Origin of the sequence: Priestia sp. TGN 0903 (assembly GCF_050846855.1) — a bacterium.
GTDB lineage: Bacteria > Bacillota > Bacilli > Bacillales > Bacillaceae_H > Priestia > Priestia zanthoxyli.
Map to the genome: position 1 here is coordinate 30,216 of NZ_JBOZGL010000003.1, position 15,531 is coordinate 45,746.

The following is a 15,531-nucleotide window of genomic DNA, read 5'->3' on the forward strand; positions in this document are numbered from 1 at the left end:
TCTCGTTTCATTTTTCTTTTCATCCTATGCTTTTGTCAAAACGGTTGATACCATTTGCCTTTTTGTCCGCGGTCTTTATCCACTTATTTTTTGCCCAAATCATGTAATTAATGATTTCTCTGAGCTCTTTGATTGTTTTTCGGTGGTTAAAAAATACTTTCATCACTTTAATACGATAATTCAGTAAAAAATATATCGTATGAAAACGTTTTATTTGATATAATTTTAGAAGATGAAAATTATTTTAAAGGGTGACGTTCATTGAAAGAAAAAAAACTTCAAGAATTAACTGAACATCTTAATAATTTATTCAACAATTTAATTCATGGATCTATCACAGAAGGTGAATTTAATGAGCTGTCCGAAGAGCTTTACAGGAAGCAAACGAGGCTGCGCTATGAGATAGAGTGTGAGAAAGGTTCGTATTACCGAGAATATTTTAAAGGCTAAGGCTTTGTATTAGACTGCTTTATAAGAAATAAGAAAAGACCTCCATTTAGGGGGCCTTTTCTTCACTTCTAGTAGTAAGGGGAGTGATACTTTCTATTTCAATAAGTATATTAGTATATTTACTTCATAAAAAATACAGCTGTTGAAGGTCTAAAACTCGCTATTCACCCCCAAAAACCTGTATGATAGGTTTAAGATTGCCGCATATGAGATATATGTATAGTAAAAAGGGGTGATGAGCTGTGAAGTGGTATAAAGGAGTTGTCATGCAAGTCTTAATGACAGAAATCGAAACAGCAAGAGAGCACATGGTTATGTTGGGACTTACAGAAGGTCTTACAAGTCGTAATACAGTTCGAATCAGTCAAACCCTGGATTATTTATTAAATGAACTAAGTAAAGTGATGGCCGCAGATTAATCGTATTTTATATATAAATGAAAAGAGCTGCTGATTTCACGGCAGCTCTTTATAAGTTGCCTTCACGTTTGCTTTAATGTTTATGATACTATTTATACAGTTATCTCATAGCAAAGAAAATAGCGGATTTGATTATATATATCGTATAGTAGAAACCTAGAAGATGAGTTGAAAGCACCCTTGAAAAGGGAAGCTTAGATACATAAAGCAAACGCCGTACTAAGAATGGCGATGGAGGGTATAGTGGAATGGAATATCATATTAAAGAGGCCGCTGCAAAGGTAGGGCTGCCTACGCATACGCTTCGATACTACGAGCAGCAAGGGCTTTTGCCTTTTATAAAAAGAGACGAAAACGGAAATCGTATTTTTAGCGAGTCGGATATCGAGTGGCTGGAATTTATTATTTGCTTACGAAAAACAGACATCTCTCTTTTAGAGTTACGTAAAATTGTTGAATTAACACAAGAAGGTGATGATACAATCGGTTTGCGCAAGCAGATATTTGAAAAGCATAGAGAGAAAATGATGGAAAAACAAAGAGAGCTGGACGCAGCTTTTAGAAAAGTGGAAACGAAAATTGACTACTATGATAAATTAGAGCAAAAGTACCGGGAAGAGCTTTCATCTAAAGCCTAATTTACCGTTTGTTTTTTATTTTATAAAGAAATAAAAAGCGGGCAGCTAATCCAATTAGCTGCCCGCTTTTTTCTAAACTTACAGTGTAGAAATGTCAATAACAAATCGATAGCGAACGTCGCTGCGAAGAACGCGCTCATACGCTTCGTCTACTTGATTTGCATCGATAACTTCGATCATAGGAGCAACGCCGTGTTCAGCCGCAAAATCAAGCATTTCTTGTGTTTCACGAATGCCGCCTACAAGTGAACCCGCAATGCTGCGACGTCCCATGATAAGGGAGAATACGCTGTATTGATCTGGGTTAGCAGGTGCGCCCACGTTAACAAGCGTTCCATCTACGCGAAGTAAAGATAAATATTGATCCACGTTTAAGTTAGCAGATACCGTGTTTAAGATAAGATCAAAACGACCAGCTAATTCAGTAAACGTCGTTTCATCACTTGTTGCAAAATAATGATCTGCACCAAAGCTTAGTGCTTCTTCTTTTTTATTGTTAGAACGGCTCAATACCGTCACTTCAGCACCCATTGCATGTGCAAATTGAATCGCTACATGTCCAAGGCCGCCCATTCCCACGATCGCCACTTTTTTGCCAGGGCCAGCATTCCAGTGCTTTAATGGAGAAAATGTTGTAATCCCTGCGCATAGAAGCGGACTTGCTGCATCCATACTTAAGTTATCAGGAATACGAACAACGAATCCTTCTTTTACGACGATTTTTTGGCTGTAGCCGCCGTATGTAAGGTTTCCATCGTAATCCAATGAATTGTACGTTTGAACAACGCCTTTTGTACAGTATTGCTCGTCACCGTTCACACAGTACTCGCACTCTCCGCAAGAGTCAACGAAACATCCAACGCCTACGCGATCGCCAACCTTGTATTTTGTTACGTTTTCGCCAACTGCTTCAACTACTCCTGCGATTTCGTGACCAGGAACCATCGGGAACATCCCGCCGCCCCACTCATCAAATGCACTATGAATATCAGAGTGACAGATACCGCTAAACTTAATATCAATTAAAACGTCGTCTGCTCGCAGTTCTCTGCGTTCAATTGTCGTATTTTCAAATTTTGCCTTTGCGTGCGGTGCACTTAAAACACGTGATGTTGTTGTATGTTGATGATTATTACACATAAGTAAAAACACAATCCTTTCGTATTAAACATAACCAGTTGCTACTAAACGTGCATTCACTGACTACGCTTGATGTATTTAAAAACTACAATACTAGCTTAAACGTTAAAGTCGACTTTAAAGCAAGAGTTTTTTGAAAAAAATTTCGTTCTATGACTTTATGAAAAAAGGAAAGGAAGGAATAGCATGGCAGCTTTCTATCTATGTTTAGTTAAAAGAAATTCTTCAAGGGTGCGAGCGGCAGCTTGTTCATCAACTCCATTTGTCAGCAGTGTTATTTCATCTCCTTTCTTAACAGCCAAAGCCATTACCTTCATGATGCTTTTTCCACTTACACATTTTCCATCTTTCGCAAGAAAAATATCACTTTGAAACGAACACGCTTCGCGTACAAACAAAGCTGTATGTCTAGCTAGAAGTCCACCGGAAAGTTGCACCGTTATTCTTTTAATTAGCATAGTGTTTCCCCTTTTTTGTATTTTAAAAACTATAAAACTAGCTTAAACGTTAAAGTTAACTTTAAGGCAAGGGGGAATTTGGATAAAAGAGTCATTTAAATGACGGTAACTAAAAGTAAATACAGTAGACATGTTCAGAAAGGTTAAATAAGAACTTATTGTTAAAGGAATTTCCACGTTCTAACCAGAAAAACAATATATATCATTTTCTGGAGGAATACGATGAAAGAGCTAAAAAGGTTAGAACCGCTGCAAGCAGCTGCACAATTTATTTCTAAGCATTATCCTAATTGTCAAGGCGCATTACTCGCCGGAAGCGTAGTAAGAGGAGAGGCTACACACACGTCTGACCTTGATCTTGTTATTTTTGATGATGATTTTCCTTCTTCTTTTAGAGAGTCACTCATTGAATTTAGATGGGCCATTGAAGTTTTTGCTCATAATCGGACTTCATACCAAGTCTTTTTTAAAAGCGACTGTAAGAGGGCTAGACCTTCACTGCCAAGAATGATTTCCGAGGGAATTATTTTAGTGGATAAAGGAGTAATCCAGTCTATAAAAAAAGAAGCGAAACACTTACTTGAAAAAGGCCCGGAAAAATGGTCGGAAGAGACGATTAGATTAAAAAGATATTTTATAAGCGATGCGTTGGATGATTTAATCGGTTCTTCAAATACAGGTGAAGCACTTTTTATTGCCAACACGCTCGCTTATATAACGCATGAATTTGTGTTAAGAACAAACGGTCATTGGATCGGGGATTCTAAATGGATTGTCCGGTCTTTGAATCACTATAATGAACGCTTTAGTAAAGAGTTTGTAGAGGCATTTGATACCTTTTATAAAACAGGGAATAAAGATAAAGTGATTCAACTGGTTGATAAAGTGTTAGAACCATATGGAGGCCGGCTGTTTGAAGGATTTTCACTGGGGAAAGAGAGAGCCAATCAGTAGCATAGTGCTTATTATAACCCCACTACTATTTCTTTCTAGTAGTGGGGTTTATTTTTTGGAATATTTTCATATGCTTAAAGAGTTTGTCCGTTATCAATCGTAAACACTTGGCCCGTCACGGACTCTTGTTTTAACTGAAAAAGAATAGCATCTGCGATATCTTCAGGAGAAGAAATGCGCTGAAGAGGCAGATTTCCTGTAAGCTGATACATTTTATCTTCGTTGCCAGACCACCACCTTGTGTCGACTGCACCAGGAGAGATGCAGTTGACTCGAATATGGGGTGCCAGTGCAATCGCTAACGATTTTGTCATCGTATGAATCGCTGCTTTTGTTGCTGCATAAGGAATAGACGAGCCAATTCCAGTTGTGCCGGCAACACTTCCTACATTAACAATCGCTCCTGACTTTTGTTTTTTCATATGTGGAACGGCTGCTTTTACACAGTGAAACATGCCTTTTACGTTTATATCATATAAAGAGTCCCATACGTCATCCGTTGCAGACTCTAAGTCATGCATCGGGATTTGAGCAGTAATACTAGCGTTATTCACTAATCCATCTAACCGTCCGAATTGTGCAATCGTTTGATGAATCATTTCATTCACTTCATTCTCGTTGGCTACATTCGCTTTAAAAGCAAAAGCCATACTTCCTTTTTCTAAAATTTCTTCCACAGCTTTTTTAGCTTCCTTTTCTGAGTTGCTGTAGTTTATCACAAGTTTTGCGCCTTTATCGGCTAGCTTTAAAGCCGTTGCTTTGCCTACACCAGTGCCTCCGCCTGTGATAATAAATACTTTGTTTTTAAAATCGTTCATTTCTCTTAACCTTCCTTTCTCTCAACATCTTTTATTATATCTTCGATAAAAAAAAGGATATAATAGGTAATACTAAGAGAGGTATCATTTAAAATGATATCAGCGGAGGAATGGAAATTGGAAAGCCAAGACTTACGAATTTTTAAATGTGTGGCAGAAACAAAATCACTATCAAAAGCCGCCGAGGTATTAGGATATGTTCAACCGCATATCAGTCAGCGCATAAAAAAATTAGAGGAAGAGTTAGATACTAAATTACTGACACGCACAAATAGAGGAGTCACGTTAACGGATGAAGGGGAAGCTTTGTTTAACTATGCACAGCGTATTTTACTGTTAATGGAGGAAGCTAAAGCAGAAGTTAATCCGAATAAGTTTAGAACATCTTTAATCATTGGTGCGTCGCAGACGGTTTCTGCTAGTAAAGTTCCAGCTTTATTTTCGTCTTTTTTGAAAGAACATCGGGATATTGAAGTTAAAATCAAAACAGATAGAAAACAAGTCTTGCAAGAAATGCTTTCGTACGGGGAAATTGATGGACTTTTTCTTAGCGGTACCTATAACGGGGCTCAGTTTGAAAGAGTTTATCACTATGCAGAAAAGGTGGTACTCATCTCACCTACGTCTGAAGACATAGAAGAAAAAACCTCACCAATGCTGCTCATCAATAGTGATGTAAACTGCATCTATAGAAACAGACTAGTAGCGTTTTCAAAAGAACATCATACACATAAAGCCAACATGATGGAATTTGATTCATTAGAAGCGATTTTACAAGGTGTCCGCGATGGACTGGGGATGAGTGTAGTCCCGGCTAGCGTAGTAAATTCTCGTGGTGATATGAAAAGAATTGAATACGAAGAGCTTGCAGAAGACGTTCAAATTGATTTTATAGTAAAGAAAGGGAAGCAGCGCTCGCAAAGTCTTAAAAAGTTTATTCGTTTTTTAGAAAGCCTATAGATTCTCTCCTCCCGTATCACTAAAAAGAACCCTTAATGCCTGAAATGCGCTTCAAGGGTTCTAGCTTTCTTATGTTCCAAAGATTATGCAGCTAATTTTCTACATTCATCCGCGCATTTCAAGCAAGCCTCTGCACATCTTTGACAGTGATCATGATCGTGTTTCTTACACTCATTTCCGCATTTTTCGCAAATTTCGGCGCAAACTCCAGCCAGTTCAGCAACGAAAGGCGTTCCTCTTTCTAAAGCTTGTTCCAAATATCCGCACATATCTGCACACTCTCTGTCAAAGCGAATACAGTCCACCATCATACCCACATTTTCTTCTTTTAAGCAAGCATCAAAACATTGGTTGCAGGCACTCATACATTCATGCAGCGTTTGAATAACAGTTTGATAATTTTCGTTAGACATTGTAAAATTCCTCCTTATTTTTCTTCTCCCTATTACATTAGACTATCGTTTAGTTTATTAAACCTAATAAAAGATAACAGCATTGTAAAACTTATTAAGTAATGAGCAGTTTCTCTTTTTTACGTTTAGATATAGGGGTAGAGGGTATGTAGGTGATAGATAAATCTTAAAGGAGTGTAGCACATGAGCTGGCTAGAAATACTTTCTTATATAGCTATTACAATCGGAATTATTCAATTTTTAGTTATTACAATCGACGTGATCAGGCATCCGCAGATGATGTTTGTGATGAATATTGTGTGGCCTATTACGGGCCTATATTTTCCTGTCGTCGGGATATGGTTTTACTTTAAATTAGGCCGTAAAGATCGAAAGAAACACGATCACGCTCATGATTCCTCTGAACATATGCATCATAGCCATGAAGATCATCATGAACACCATCATAGTAAGAAGCCTTTTTGGCAAAGTGTTTTTGTATCTACGACCCACTGCAGCAGCGGGTGCTCGGTCGGAGATTTAATTGGCGCACCAATCGTATTTTTAACGGGATGGACGATTGCCGGAAGCGTACTTTTTGCAGATTACGTAGTGGAATTTATTCTTGCTTATATAGCGGGAATTGCTTTTCAATACTACGGCATGAGTATGAAAGATAACGGCTCAAAAGATGAGCTGAAAAATGCGGTAAAAGCAGATACGTGGTCGCTTATTGCGTTTGAAATAGGAATGTTCGGCTGGATGGCTTTATCACATTATGTCTTTTTTGCACAGGCACCCAAACCAGACAGCGCGGTCTTTTGGTTTATGATGCAAATCGCCATGATCATTGGCTTTTGTACAAGCTATCCAGCGAACTGGGTACTTGTTAAAAAAGGGGTAAAGCATGCGATGTAATTTTATTTGGAGCTGCTGCTGCTGATATTCTATAGATTTAAACTTTAAGGATGGGGCAGAATAACATGAACTTCAAGTTTCGTAGAAGAAAGGAATTCATTCTAACTTAACAGGAGGAGATTGGATGTTTGATTACACGGTAAAAACCTCGAAAAGCCTAGAAGAAGCGATTAGTTCTCTAGAAGAAAACTTAAAAAGCGAAGGGTTCGGTGTTTTGTGGAATTTCGATTTAACTGCAAAGCTACAGGAAAAAGGGCAGGACTTTCATACACCGTTTACAGTATTAGAAGTGTGTAATCCGAAAGAAGCTCAGCGTGTTCTTTCGCAAAATCTTTTAGTAGGATATTTTCTCCCTTGTAAAATGGTTGTATATCAAGATGAAAGTGAAACAAAGATTGGCATGCCTAGGCCTACGGCTATGATTAATATGCTTCATAATGGAGAGCTCCAAACACTAGCAGAAGACATCGAAACAAGATTAATACGCTGCATTGATCAATCTGTATAAGTCCTGTGATTCCGAGAAAGAAAATAACAAAACAAAAAGATACCTTTACGTAAGGTATCTTTTTGTTTTCTAACTTTATTAGGGTATGAGGAGTGGAAACGAAATTTTTGATACATGAATAATTTGCTTTCAGATGCCTAATCTAAAAGCAGACTGTAATAAAAAGGATGATATTATGAATTTTATTTGGCAATCTGTAATCTTGATTTTATCGGGAATATTATTACTAAGAATAGCGGGGAGGAAATCGATTGCTCAAATGACGCTCGCTCAAACGGTCGTTATGATTTCCTTAGGTACCATCATTGTACAACCTATTGTTGAGAAAAGTATGCTAAAAGCCATTGGCGGGGCAGCAATTTTTGTTCTTGCTATTTTAGTTTTAGAGTACTTACAATTAAAGTTTAATGGATTTGAAAAATTTCTGACAGGTAAATCTAAAATCGTTATAAATAACGGTCAATTAGATACTAAGCAGCTTAAAAAATTACGTTTAACCGCCGATCAATTAGAAATGAGATTACGAAATGCAGGTATATCAAACATAAAAGATGTTAAAATCGCCACAATCGAACCAAATGGACAGTTAGGATACGAACTTCGAGAAGATGCAAAACCTTTGACTGTAGGGGACTTTAAACAGTTGATGGAATTATATATGTCATCTTTTTCTCAAACCAGCGTGCCTGCGCAAGATTTACATAACAAAGTGTCGTCTAAACCTTCTTCAAATATATTTGAAGAAATTAATCACCATTCTAAACCGAATCCTAAATACCTTCAGTGATATAGTCACTAAAAAAAGACGGCCTTTTTACCGAATAAAAGGACGTCTTTTTTACATGTGCTTTAGTTATCTAAGTAACGGTACAAAGTCGTCTTGCTTATACCTGTAGCTTCTGTAATTTGAGCAATCGTATAGTTTTTACTCCAGTACATGTCAAGTGCTCGGTGGACGTTATAGTCAGGTTTTTTTGGCCGGCCGCCGCTTTTTCCTTTTGATTTTGCTTCTTGAAGACCGGCTTTTGTGCGTTCACTGATCACGTCATGTTGAAATTCACCAATACGTTTAATGGTACTGAAAAAGGTTTTTCCTTGTTCGGTGGATGTATCAACGTCATCCAAAATCGATACAAAGTGAACATGATTATCTGAAAGATATTCAATTAATTCAATAAGGTGCCGAGTAGAGTCTGCAATGCAGTAAAATTTATACACAACGACTGTATCGCCTGGCTGAAGTGAAGCTACCATCTCATCGAATTCTACTCTTTTTTTTATGGAATTTGTTTTTTCATGATAAATTTTATCGCAATTAAAAGGCTGCAACGCCTGTAACTGTTTGTCCAAGTTTTCATCTTCGCTATATGGACGGGTATAACCAATAATCACTACACCATCTCCTGCATGGATTGTTTATTTATATTTACCTATTGTACCAAATTCCTTCCGCTCATAACATTTCTTTTCAGTATAAAAAGAAGTATAGTTCCAAAAAAGATCGTTTTTGGAACAAAAAGTGATAGACATTTTGGTTTAGGTCTGCTAGAGTTTTAGTTGTTAACAACGTCTCGGCTTCTATGAGAGTTGGAAGCCACTTATATAAAAAAAGCGAGGTGACAATATGGATAAAGACACCATCAAATTGATTCGGAAAAGCTACAATTTGAATCAGCGGAATTTCGCTGAAAGAGTAAACTGCAGTTTTTCACTCATTGCATTAGTGGAAGTTGGGAAGAGGAGGATTACAGAGGACTTAGAAAATAAAGTGAAAGAAGCGTTTGGATTAAATGAGGAAAAAATAAAGAAGCTGACTTCATCGTTTTAATAAACGTGTTTCATGTACGTAAATATAATACTTGAGGAAGATGGGATATGTTGGGCTGTTTTCACTCATTTTTTTATATATTAAAAGTACCATAAACGTTCCATTTAGGTGCTATTTATTTTCTATTTTACTACTTTTATTGTCCAAAATCTAGAAAAGCGTACAGTAAACGTTTATGACTATAGAGAGAAAGGTGTTTTTGGTTATCATGTTCAATAAATTAAAAGTGGAGTGGTTTGGCAACGTGAAAGGAGATATTCTTTCAGGTATTGTCGTAGCACTTGCGCTCATTCCTGAAGCTATTGCATTTTCTATTATTGCCGGGGTAGATCCGATGGTGGGCTTACACGCATCTTTTTGTATCGCCGTTGTGATGGCCTTTGTAGGAGGGCGTCCTGCGATGATTTCTGCAGCTACCGGCGCGATGGCCCTGCTGATGGTGACACTCGTAAAAGAGCATGGAATGGAGTATTTATGGGCAACGACTATTTTAACGGGTGTGATTCAACTTCTGTTTGGCATCTTTAAAATTGCTCGCTTTATGAAATTCATTCCTCGATCCGTGATGGTAGGATTTGTGAATGCATTAGCGATTTTAATTTTTATGGCACAAGTTCCGCATTTTGTAGGAATCTCAACGATGACGTATGTGTTTGTGGCGTTAACTCTTGTTATTATTTACGTTTTACCGCGCTTTACAAAAGCAGTGCCTTCGCCATTAGTAGCGATTGTCGTCATGACAATTGTAGCTATTTTTGGAGGATTTAATTTGCGTACAGTAGGAGACTTAGGAGAAATTACAAAGTCACTGCCGGTGTTTTCTATTCCTAACGTTCCTTGGAATATGGAAACACTGTCCATCATTTTTCCGACAGCGCTAGGATTATCTATTGTCGGATTAACGGAATCGCTGCTGACGGCATCGATTGTGGACGATATGACAGATACGTCTAGTAATAAAAACCAAGAAAGCAGAGGGCAAGGAATTGCGAATATCGTCGTTGGTTTCTTTGGCGGCATGGCCGGCTGTGCGATGATCGGTCAAACCGTTATCAATGTAAAATCAGGCGGACGCGGTCGTTTATCAACGTTTGTAGCGGGGATATTTCTTATGTTTCTCATCTTGGTGCTAGGGGACTGGGTTGTCAAAATTCCAATGGCTGCACTAGCAGGGGTCATGATTATGGTATCGATCGGAACATTTGATTGGTCTTCACTTCGTACGCTCACAAAAGTTCCTTTAACAGATACCGTCGTGATGCTTGTGACGGTGATTACGGTTGTAGCAACACACGATTTATCCAAAGGAGTTATTGCAGGTGTTATTTTAAGCGCAGTTTTCTTTGCGGCTAAAATTTCAAAGCTAGATGTGTCAGCAAAAGAATCCGAACATCGAACAGTTTACAAAGTAAAAGGTCAGCTGTTCTTTGCCTCTGTAGAAGACTTTGTTAACTCGTTTTCGTTTGCAGAAAAACAAGATTTAATTTTAATTGATTTTTCAGAAGCGCATATTTGGGACGACTCAGCCGTAGCGGCCATTGATAAAGTCGTATTAAAGTTAAAAGAACAAACGTCTGCTGAAGTGAAGCTGACAGGTTTAAATGATGTAAGTGAGGAGCTGCTTCAAAGGTTAGCGACTTACAACAAGTCAAATGCAAGAGCATCAGCTCATTGATAGGGGGACAATGAATGTATCAAAAAATCTTGTTAGCTGTAGATGGATCAGAACATTCAAAAAGAGCCGCGGAGCATGCGATACAAGTTGCTTCTTTCATACCGCAATCAAAAGTAGAAATTATTTCGGTTATTGACTTATCAAAGGCGAAAACCGAAATTTTACACGGAGAGCTGAAACAAAAAAGACAGCAAGCGCTCGAAGAAATAAAGAGCTGCTTTGAAAAGAAGCAGATAGCGCATCAGCTTAAAATAGAACGCGGCGACCCGGGGCCAACCATTGTAGCCTACGCCAATAAAAACAACTTTGATCTGGTGGTAATAGGAAGCCGAGGCTTAAATTCTCTTCAAGAAATGGTGCTAGGCAGCGTCAGTCATAAAGTAGCTAAACGAGTACACTGTCCGGTTATGATTATTAAGTAAACGAACGTAGTTATTGTAGGTGCAAATCGCAGATGATTTGTACCTTTTTTGCGGTTAAATATAGAAGTTAACGTTTATAAATCATCACTGACATGTATGATGCTTTTTATCGTATACACATACTCGTAATAATCTACCAAGGACTTTTGTTTTTGAAAAAAGAAATAGTTTATAAAAAATAAAAGGAGTAGATTCTATGAAAATTTCCTTTTCACATTCTATAGAAAACGTTGAGTGGTCGAGAATGAAAGAAATTTATCACTCGGTAGGATGGACGAACCATAATGAAGAAAAAATTAAAAAAGTATTTCAATCAAGCAACGTAGTAGCTATTGCTTATGATGAAGATAACATAGCAGGGTTTGGCAGAGCTCTTTCAGACGGGGTGTTTAATGCTGCGATTTATGATGTTGTGATTGATGAGCACTATCAGAACAAAGGAATTGGCCAGCAAATTATAGAAAACCTGCTTGCTCAGCTTAATGATATTTCCTGCATTCACCTTGTTTCCACAGCGGGTAATGAAGAGTTTTATAAAAAAGCAGGATTTCGTAAAATGAAAACCGGCATGGCTCGTTATTTAAATCCTTCTTTAGCGGAAGAATATTTAGAATAAGCTATGGCTAAGACTGCTGTTTATATAAATTAAGTCTATATGTCATTACAATAGAATCTCTTATTTTTATCTAAAACGACTATTATTTATCAAAAAAAATATAAAATTTATTGTTTTTCGATAAATAATCATTGATTTCCTTATATATACATGGTAAATTAATCCTAACAACAGTTATGGAGGATGTTTACATGAAACGAACAAATGGTTATCGAATTCTTTTTTATCTGGTCAACACTTTATTTTGGTTTAATATTTTTGTAGCAGGTATTATGGGAATAATGGTTATTTACCTTCAGTTTGACGACTCGATCTTACAGAACTCATCTTTTAATTTATCATTAGGAAAAGGATTGTTTGATGTTAAGCTGAACGAAATTCCGGATACAAAATTAGTCCAAATTTGGATTGTAGCCTTATTGATTTCTTGTTTTTTATCGATTGCAATGCTTTGGAATTTTAAAGTATTATTTAAAAATGCAGCTAAGGGAATTATCTTTGTTTCAAGCAACACAAAAGCTATTTTTGCAACAGGTATTATCTTTTTAATAGGATCGTTTGCGGCTGGAATTCCCAAGTTTTTTATTGCTGCTAAATTAGCTCCTTTATTAAATCTTAAACATGGAACTATTACTATTTCGTACTCAATAGATGGTATTCTGTTTATAGCAGCCGTTTTTATCCTTCTTTTAGGGGCATTCTTTAAAAAAGCAGTTGCAATTGCCCAGGAAAGTGAACTTACTATATAGGAGGTCAGAGATGATTAGAGTCAATTTAGACGTCATGATGGCCAAAAGGAAAATATCTTTAAATGAGCTAGCAGATCGAGTTGGGATTACCAAAAGCAATCTCTCTATCTTAAAAACTGAAAAAGCGAAGGCCATACGCTTCACTACGCTGGAAGCCATTTGTGAAGTGCTAGACTGTCAGCCAGGGGACATTTTAGAATATGTACCAGATGAATAAAAAAAGAGGACGTAGATAAAATCTATGTCCTCTTTTTCTTTCTGGTGTTGAGAATTTATAATTTGTATATTTCAATTTAGTACTATATGGTATTATTTTCTTTAGTTAGGAGGGTATTTGAAATGAGTGTTTCCAAAGAAAATAAGCCGATTTTATTAACCGTTATTTTGCTGGCAGCTGCGTTTGTAGTGTTTTTTGCGAATCGGATATTCCCATCAAATTCAATTTTTCCAAGTAGAAGCGGTGATTTGACTATTCCGCTGTGGCTGTTTTTTGCCATAGACGTTGGTTTTATTGTGGCGTTAGTTTTAGGAGTTCGAACGAAAAAGCAGAGGGTTGTGTGGTTTAGCATTATCGCAAACAGCATCTTTTTTGTGTTGCTTTCTGCTTTGATGTTTTTATTAGCGATTGCAAATGGAATTTCTGAGCCGTAAGTTTATTATTTTTATTATAGGTGAATGATTAGGATTTAGAGAGGTTGATAGATATGATGATAGGCGGTCCTTTACTGATTGCCCTGCTGCCAGGTGTACTTATACTCATGTTAACTTGGCTATTCAGAAAAATGAAATGGAACAAGGTCATTAGAATGATTCCTTCCATGCTAACCGTTATTGCTGCCGCTGTTCTTCTTTATATTGGCTATGTAGAGGTAAGAGGCTTTGAAGGCGCTAGCTATTTGTTTTTATCTGTATTTTTGCTTTTATTCGCAGTGGTATCCTATATCTTAGCTAAAAAACCTGTACAATAATTTTTATAAACTTTATAAATTCTTTATAAATCCCTCCTATACTACGTGTAGGGGGGATTTAAGATGAAAAATATTATTTTAGAGGTAAAGAGCGTTTCAAAAAAAGTGAGACGTCGTCACTTAGTAAAAGAAGTATCGTTTCAAATTGAGGAAGGAGAAATATGCGGACTGCTAGGGCCAAACGGAGCTGGTAAAACAACGTTAATTCGTTTATTGACGGGGTTGATTAAACCAACTGGGGGAGAAGTTTTTATTACTAATAAACCTATTGTTTCACAAAGGAAAGAAGCACTGCAAAGCGTTGGTGCGATTGTAGAGTCACCCATCTTTTTTCCTTATATGACGGGAAAAGAAAACCTGACAAATTTAGCTCGCCTGCATCCATTTTCAACAAAGCAAGAAAGGCAGAAAAGAGTAAAAGAAGTGCTTGATATTGTGGGATTAACCGGCAGAGAAAACGATAAAGTTCGAACGTATTCTCTGGGAATGAAGCAAAGGCTCGGCATTGCTCAAGCGCTCCTAGGCGACCCGGACCTGTTGATACTAGATGAGCCAGCCAACGGCTTAGATCCAATGGGCGTACGTGAACTGCGCGAGCTGCTTTTTACCTTAAAACGTGACTATAACAAAACGATTTTAATCTCTAGTCATTTACTGGATGAATTACAGCGAGTATGTGATCAAATTGTGGTGATGAGAGAAGGAGAGCTAATGTGGGACGGCGCTTTAGATCAGTTAGCATCCGGTAAAAATCTTGAAGATGCGTTTGTAGAGCTGGTGTCGCAATGAAGGAGCTGCTAGTAGCGGAGTGGGAGAGACTTTGGAAACGAAAAGTGGCGTGGCTGACTTTTTTATTAGTACCAGTTGTGCTGTTAGTTGCTTCTTCTTATCTCCAAAAACAAAATGGAGCACTCACAGTCGATTTACCGCAGTATACGTTTGCGGGAAACTTTCCTGTACTGAGCTTAGCCGAAATGTTATTTACCGTTTTTAATGCCATGTTCTTAGTTTTTATTACACTCGTTGTTACTGAAGAGTACCGATCAGGACAGCTGAGAATGGTCATGATACGATCGTATTCGTTTAAAGAAATTATCCTCGCAAAAGCCGCAGTGATTTTGCTGTTTAATTTACTGTTTTTTATCACGTATTTTTGTATGAGTTATGTGATAGGCTTTCTAATGTTTGAACATCCGCAAAGCTACTTTGTATTTTATCACAGCCATGTCTTCAACATAAAAGAAGCGCTAGTATATAATCTTGCATTCTATGGGTATGCCTATTTAACGACGATTGCGATATGCTGTGTGCTGTTTTTTATCTCTGTTATTAGTAAAACGACTACTACGGCTGTTGGAATTGGGGTTGCTTTTATACTAATCTCGTTTTCGTACCCGACTTTATTAACAGGATTTAAGCAGTGGATGAGTGAAGAGCTCTTTGGACAGCTTTTCTTTACTTCTGTACCGATGATTCAATGGCAGGGGATCACAGTCATGATGGCAGAAAACCCGCAGTTTGTAGGCTGGAATTTCGGCGTTTTAGGTTTTTATATTTTATTTTTTGGCGGTTTAACATATGTAGCTATTCGAAAAAAAGAATCGTTTCTATAAAAGGA

23 protein-coding genes are annotated in these 15,531 nt (G+C 37.4%); 18 read left to right on the forward strand and 5 right to left on the reverse strand.

The window, feature by feature from the left end; genetic code table 11:
* Window positions 1–261 precede the first annotated feature (261 nt).
* From ACRPLY_RS10765 to ACRPLY_RS10775, 3 genes are all read left to right on the forward strand, one after another.
* The gene (locus tag ACRPLY_RS10765) at window positions 262–450 is read left to right on the forward strand and encodes a hypothetical protein (RefSeq protein ID WP_028414680.1); all 189 of its coding nucleotides are present in this window, start codon (window positions 262–264) and stop codon (window positions 448–450) included.
* A gap of 242 nt (window positions 451–692) precedes the next feature.
* Entirely contained in the window at window positions 693–869 is a 177-nt protein-coding gene (locus tag ACRPLY_RS10770) for an aspartyl-phosphate phosphatase Spo0E family protein (RefSeq protein WP_223260221.1), read from the forward strand.
* A gap of 248 nt (window positions 870–1,117) precedes the next feature.
* Entirely contained in the window at window positions 1,118–1,507 is a 390-nt protein-coding gene (locus tag ACRPLY_RS10775) for a MerR family transcriptional regulator (RefSeq protein ID WP_028414679.1), read from the forward strand.
* Between the two features lie 78 nt (window positions 1,508–1,585).
* On the opposite strand, the gene ACRPLY_RS10780 is transcribed toward ACRPLY_RS10775, so the two are convergent.
* Window positions 1,586–2,647 (reverse strand): NAD(P)-dependent alcohol dehydrogenase, encoded by a 1,062-nt coding sequence (locus tag ACRPLY_RS10780; protein WP_432231848.1) that lies wholly within the window; start codon window positions 2,645–2,647, stop codon window positions 1,586–1,588.
* A gap of 197 nt (window positions 2,648–2,844) precedes the next feature.
* Window positions 2,845–3,105 carry an HPr family phosphocarrier protein gene (locus ACRPLY_RS10785; RefSeq protein ID WP_028414677.1) on the reverse strand — a complete coding sequence of 87 codons (261 nt, stop codon included), beginning with the start codon at window positions 3,103–3,105 and terminating at the stop codon, window positions 2,845–2,847.
* A 222-nt stretch (window positions 3,106–3,327) separates the two neighbouring features.
* Between ACRPLY_RS10785 and ACRPLY_RS10790 the strand changes: the two genes are divergently transcribed.
* Window positions 3,328–4,059: a nucleotidyltransferase domain-containing protein gene (locus tag ACRPLY_RS10790; RefSeq protein ID WP_432231849.1), complete on the forward strand. Its 732-nt coding sequence runs from the start codon at window positions 3,328–3,330 to the stop codon at window positions 4,057–4,059.
* Window positions 4,060–4,133: 74 nt separating this feature from the next.
* On the opposite strand, the gene ACRPLY_RS10795 is transcribed toward ACRPLY_RS10790, so the two are convergent.
* A complete protein-coding gene (locus ACRPLY_RS10795) occupies window positions 4,134–4,877 on the reverse strand; it encodes an SDR family NAD(P)-dependent oxidoreductase (protein WP_432231850.1) in 744 nt (247 codons plus the stop codon).
* Between the two features lie 117 nt (window positions 4,878–4,994).
* On the opposite strand from ACRPLY_RS10795, the gene ACRPLY_RS10800 reads away from it, so the two are divergent.
* Window positions 4,995–5,837, forward strand: a complete 843-nt coding sequence (locus ACRPLY_RS10800; protein ID WP_301862241.1) for a LysR family transcriptional regulator — start codon at window positions 4,995–4,997, stop codon at window positions 5,835–5,837.
* An 83-nt stretch (window positions 5,838–5,920) separates the two neighbouring features.
* On the opposite strand, the gene ACRPLY_RS10805 is transcribed toward ACRPLY_RS10800, so the two are convergent.
* Window positions 5,921–6,250 carry a four-helix bundle copper-binding protein gene (locus tag ACRPLY_RS10805; RefSeq protein WP_165636383.1) on the reverse strand — a complete coding sequence of 110 codons (330 nt, stop codon included), beginning with the start codon at window positions 6,248–6,250 and terminating at the stop codon, window positions 5,921–5,923.
* Window positions 6,251–6,433: 183 nt separating this feature from the next.
* Here ACRPLY_RS10805 and ACRPLY_RS10810 point away from each other — a divergent pair, with 183 nt between their 5' ends.
* The 3 genes from ACRPLY_RS10810 to ACRPLY_RS10820 all read left to right on the forward strand — a co-directional run bounded on the left by ACRPLY_RS10810 (window position 6,434) and on the right by ACRPLY_RS10820 (window position 8,442).
* Window positions 6,434–7,147 carry a DUF4396 domain-containing protein gene (locus ACRPLY_RS10810; protein ID WP_325077053.1) on the forward strand — a complete coding sequence of 238 codons (714 nt, stop codon included), beginning with the start codon at window positions 6,434–6,436 and terminating at the stop codon, window positions 7,145–7,147.
* Window positions 7,148–7,271: 124 nt separating this feature from the next.
* Window positions 7,272–7,655: a DUF302 domain-containing protein gene (locus tag ACRPLY_RS10815; protein ID WP_155017416.1), complete on the forward strand. Its 384-nt coding sequence runs from the start codon at window positions 7,272–7,274 to the stop codon at window positions 7,653–7,655.
* 175 nt (window positions 7,656–7,830) lie between these two features.
* Window positions 7,831–8,442: a DUF421 domain-containing protein gene (locus ACRPLY_RS10820; protein WP_165636385.1), complete on the forward strand. Its 612-nt coding sequence runs from the start codon at window positions 7,831–7,833 to the stop codon at window positions 8,440–8,442.
* A gap of 62 nt (window positions 8,443–8,504) precedes the next feature.
* On the opposite strand, the gene ACRPLY_RS10825 is transcribed toward ACRPLY_RS10820, so the two are convergent.
* On the reverse strand, window positions 8,505–9,047 hold the full coding sequence (locus ACRPLY_RS10825) for a recombinase family protein (protein ID WP_098113662.1): 543 nt from the start codon (window positions 9,045–9,047) through the stop codon (window positions 8,505–8,507).
* Window positions 9,048–9,279: 232 nt separating this feature from the next.
* Between ACRPLY_RS10825 and ACRPLY_RS10830 the strand changes: the two genes are divergently transcribed.
* From ACRPLY_RS10830 to ACRPLY_RS10875, 10 genes are all read left to right on the forward strand, one after another.
* Complete coding sequence (locus tag ACRPLY_RS10830) at window positions 9,280–9,483, forward strand: helix-turn-helix domain-containing protein (RefSeq protein ID WP_028414668.1); 204 nt, start codon at window positions 9,280–9,282, stop codon at window positions 9,481–9,483.
* A 208-nt stretch (window positions 9,484–9,691) separates the two neighbouring features.
* Complete coding sequence (locus tag ACRPLY_RS10835) at window positions 9,692–11,158, forward strand: SulP family inorganic anion transporter (protein WP_432231851.1); 1,467 nt, start codon at window positions 9,692–9,694, stop codon at window positions 11,156–11,158.
* Between the two features lie 14 nt (window positions 11,159–11,172).
* The gene (locus tag ACRPLY_RS10840; protein ID WP_028409472.1) at window positions 11,173–11,580 is read left to right on the forward strand and encodes a universal stress protein; all 408 of its coding nucleotides are present in this window, start codon (window positions 11,173–11,175) and stop codon (window positions 11,578–11,580) included.
* A gap of 196 nt (window positions 11,581–11,776) precedes the next feature.
* Window positions 11,777–12,196, forward strand: a complete 420-nt coding sequence (locus tag ACRPLY_RS10845) for a GNAT family N-acetyltransferase (protein ID WP_325077050.1) — start codon at window positions 11,777–11,779, stop codon at window positions 12,194–12,196.
* Between the two features lie 191 nt (window positions 12,197–12,387).
* Window positions 12,388–12,945 (forward strand): DUF2975 domain-containing protein, encoded by a 558-nt coding sequence (locus ACRPLY_RS10850; RefSeq protein WP_301862259.1) that lies wholly within the window; start codon window positions 12,388–12,390, stop codon window positions 12,943–12,945.
* A gap of 10 nt (window positions 12,946–12,955) precedes the next feature.
* A complete protein-coding gene (locus tag ACRPLY_RS10855) occupies window positions 12,956–13,162 on the forward strand; it encodes a helix-turn-helix domain-containing protein (RefSeq protein ID WP_045290861.1) in 207 nt (68 codons plus the stop codon).
* A 122-nt stretch (window positions 13,163–13,284) separates the two neighbouring features.
* Window positions 13,285–13,596: a hypothetical protein gene (locus ACRPLY_RS10860; protein WP_301862261.1), complete on the forward strand. Its 312-nt coding sequence runs from the start codon at window positions 13,285–13,287 to the stop codon at window positions 13,594–13,596.
* A gap of 53 nt (window positions 13,597–13,649) precedes the next feature.
* Entirely contained in the window at window positions 13,650–13,913 is a 264-nt protein-coding gene (locus ACRPLY_RS10865; RefSeq protein WP_154991944.1) for a YesK family protein, read from the forward strand.
* A 63-nt stretch (window positions 13,914–13,976) separates the two neighbouring features.
* Window positions 13,977–14,702, forward strand: a complete 726-nt coding sequence (locus ACRPLY_RS10870) for an ABC transporter ATP-binding protein (RefSeq protein ID WP_325078093.1) — start codon at window positions 13,977–13,979, stop codon at window positions 14,700–14,702.
* Window positions 14,699–15,526, forward strand: coding sequence for an ABC transporter permease (locus tag ACRPLY_RS10875; RefSeq protein ID WP_325078091.1), 828 nt, complete (start codon window positions 14,699–14,701; stop codon window positions 15,524–15,526). The genes ACRPLY_RS10870 and ACRPLY_RS10875 overlap by 4 nt, the downstream gene beginning before the upstream one ends.
* The last annotated feature ends 5 nt before the right edge of the window (window positions 15,527–15,531 follow it).

Bases quoted from the DNA above. Each gene is read 5' to 3' on its own strand.
- ACRPLY_RS10780 (WP_432231848.1), bottom strand. From the start codon at position 2,647: ATGTGTAATAATCATCAACATACAACAACATCACGTGTTTTAAGTGCA.
- ACRPLY_RS10845 (WP_325077050.1), top strand. From the start codon at position 11,777: ATGAAAATTTCCTTTTCACATTCTATAGAAAACGTTGAGTGGTCGAGA.
- ACRPLY_RS10860 (WP_301862261.1), top strand. From the start codon at position 13,285: ATGAGTGTTTCCAAAGAAAATAAGCCGATTTTATTAACCGTTATTTTG.
- ACRPLY_RS10805 (WP_165636383.1), bottom strand. From the start codon at position 6,250: ATGTCTAACGAAAATTATCAAACTGTTATTCAAACGCTGCATGAATGT.
- ACRPLY_RS10875 (WP_325078091.1), top strand. From the start codon at position 14,699: ATGAAGGAGCTGCTAGTAGCGGAGTGGGAGAGACTTTGGAAACGAAAA.
- ACRPLY_RS10790 (WP_432231849.1), top strand. From the start codon at position 3,328: ATGAAAGAGCTAAAAAGGTTAGAACCGCTGCAAGCAGCTGCACAATTT.
- ACRPLY_RS10835 (WP_432231851.1), top strand. From the start codon at position 9,692: ATGTTCAATAAATTAAAAGTGGAGTGGTTTGGCAACGTGAAAGGAGAT.
- ACRPLY_RS10840 (WP_028409472.1), top strand. From the start codon at position 11,173: ATGTATCAAAAAATCTTGTTAGCTGTAGATGGATCAGAACATTCAAAA.
- ACRPLY_RS10830 (WP_028414668.1), top strand. From the start codon at position 9,280: ATGGATAAAGACACCATCAAATTGATTCGGAAAAGCTACAATTTGAAT.
- ACRPLY_RS10820 (WP_165636385.1), top strand. From the start codon at position 7,831: ATGAATTTTATTTGGCAATCTGTAATCTTGATTTTATCGGGAATATTA.
- ACRPLY_RS10810 (WP_325077053.1), top strand. From the start codon at position 6,434: ATGAGCTGGCTAGAAATACTTTCTTATATAGCTATTACAATCGGAATT.
- ACRPLY_RS10850 (WP_301862259.1), top strand. From the start codon at position 12,388: ATGAAACGAACAAATGGTTATCGAATTCTTTTTTATCTGGTCAACACT.
- ACRPLY_RS10865 (WP_154991944.1), top strand. From the start codon at position 13,650: ATGATGATAGGCGGTCCTTTACTGATTGCCCTGCTGCCAGGTGTACTT.
- ACRPLY_RS10775 (WP_028414679.1), top strand. From the start codon at position 1,118: ATGGAATATCATATTAAAGAGGCCGCTGCAAAGGTAGGGCTGCCTACG.
- ACRPLY_RS10785 (WP_028414677.1), bottom strand. From the start codon at position 3,105: ATGCTAATTAAAAGAATAACGGTGCAACTTTCCGGTGGACTTCTAGCT.
- ACRPLY_RS10795 (WP_432231850.1), bottom strand. From the start codon at position 4,877: ATGAACGATTTTAAAAACAAAGTATTTATTATCACAGGCGGAGGCACT.
- ACRPLY_RS10870 (WP_325078093.1), top strand. From the start codon at position 13,977: ATGAAAAATATTATTTTAGAGGTAAAGAGCGTTTCAAAAAAAGTGAGA.
- ACRPLY_RS10855 (WP_045290861.1), top strand. From the start codon at position 12,956: ATGATTAGAGTCAATTTAGACGTCATGATGGCCAAAAGGAAAATATCT.
- ACRPLY_RS10815 (WP_155017416.1), top strand. From the start codon at position 7,272: ATGTTTGATTACACGGTAAAAACCTCGAAAAGCCTAGAAGAAGCGATT.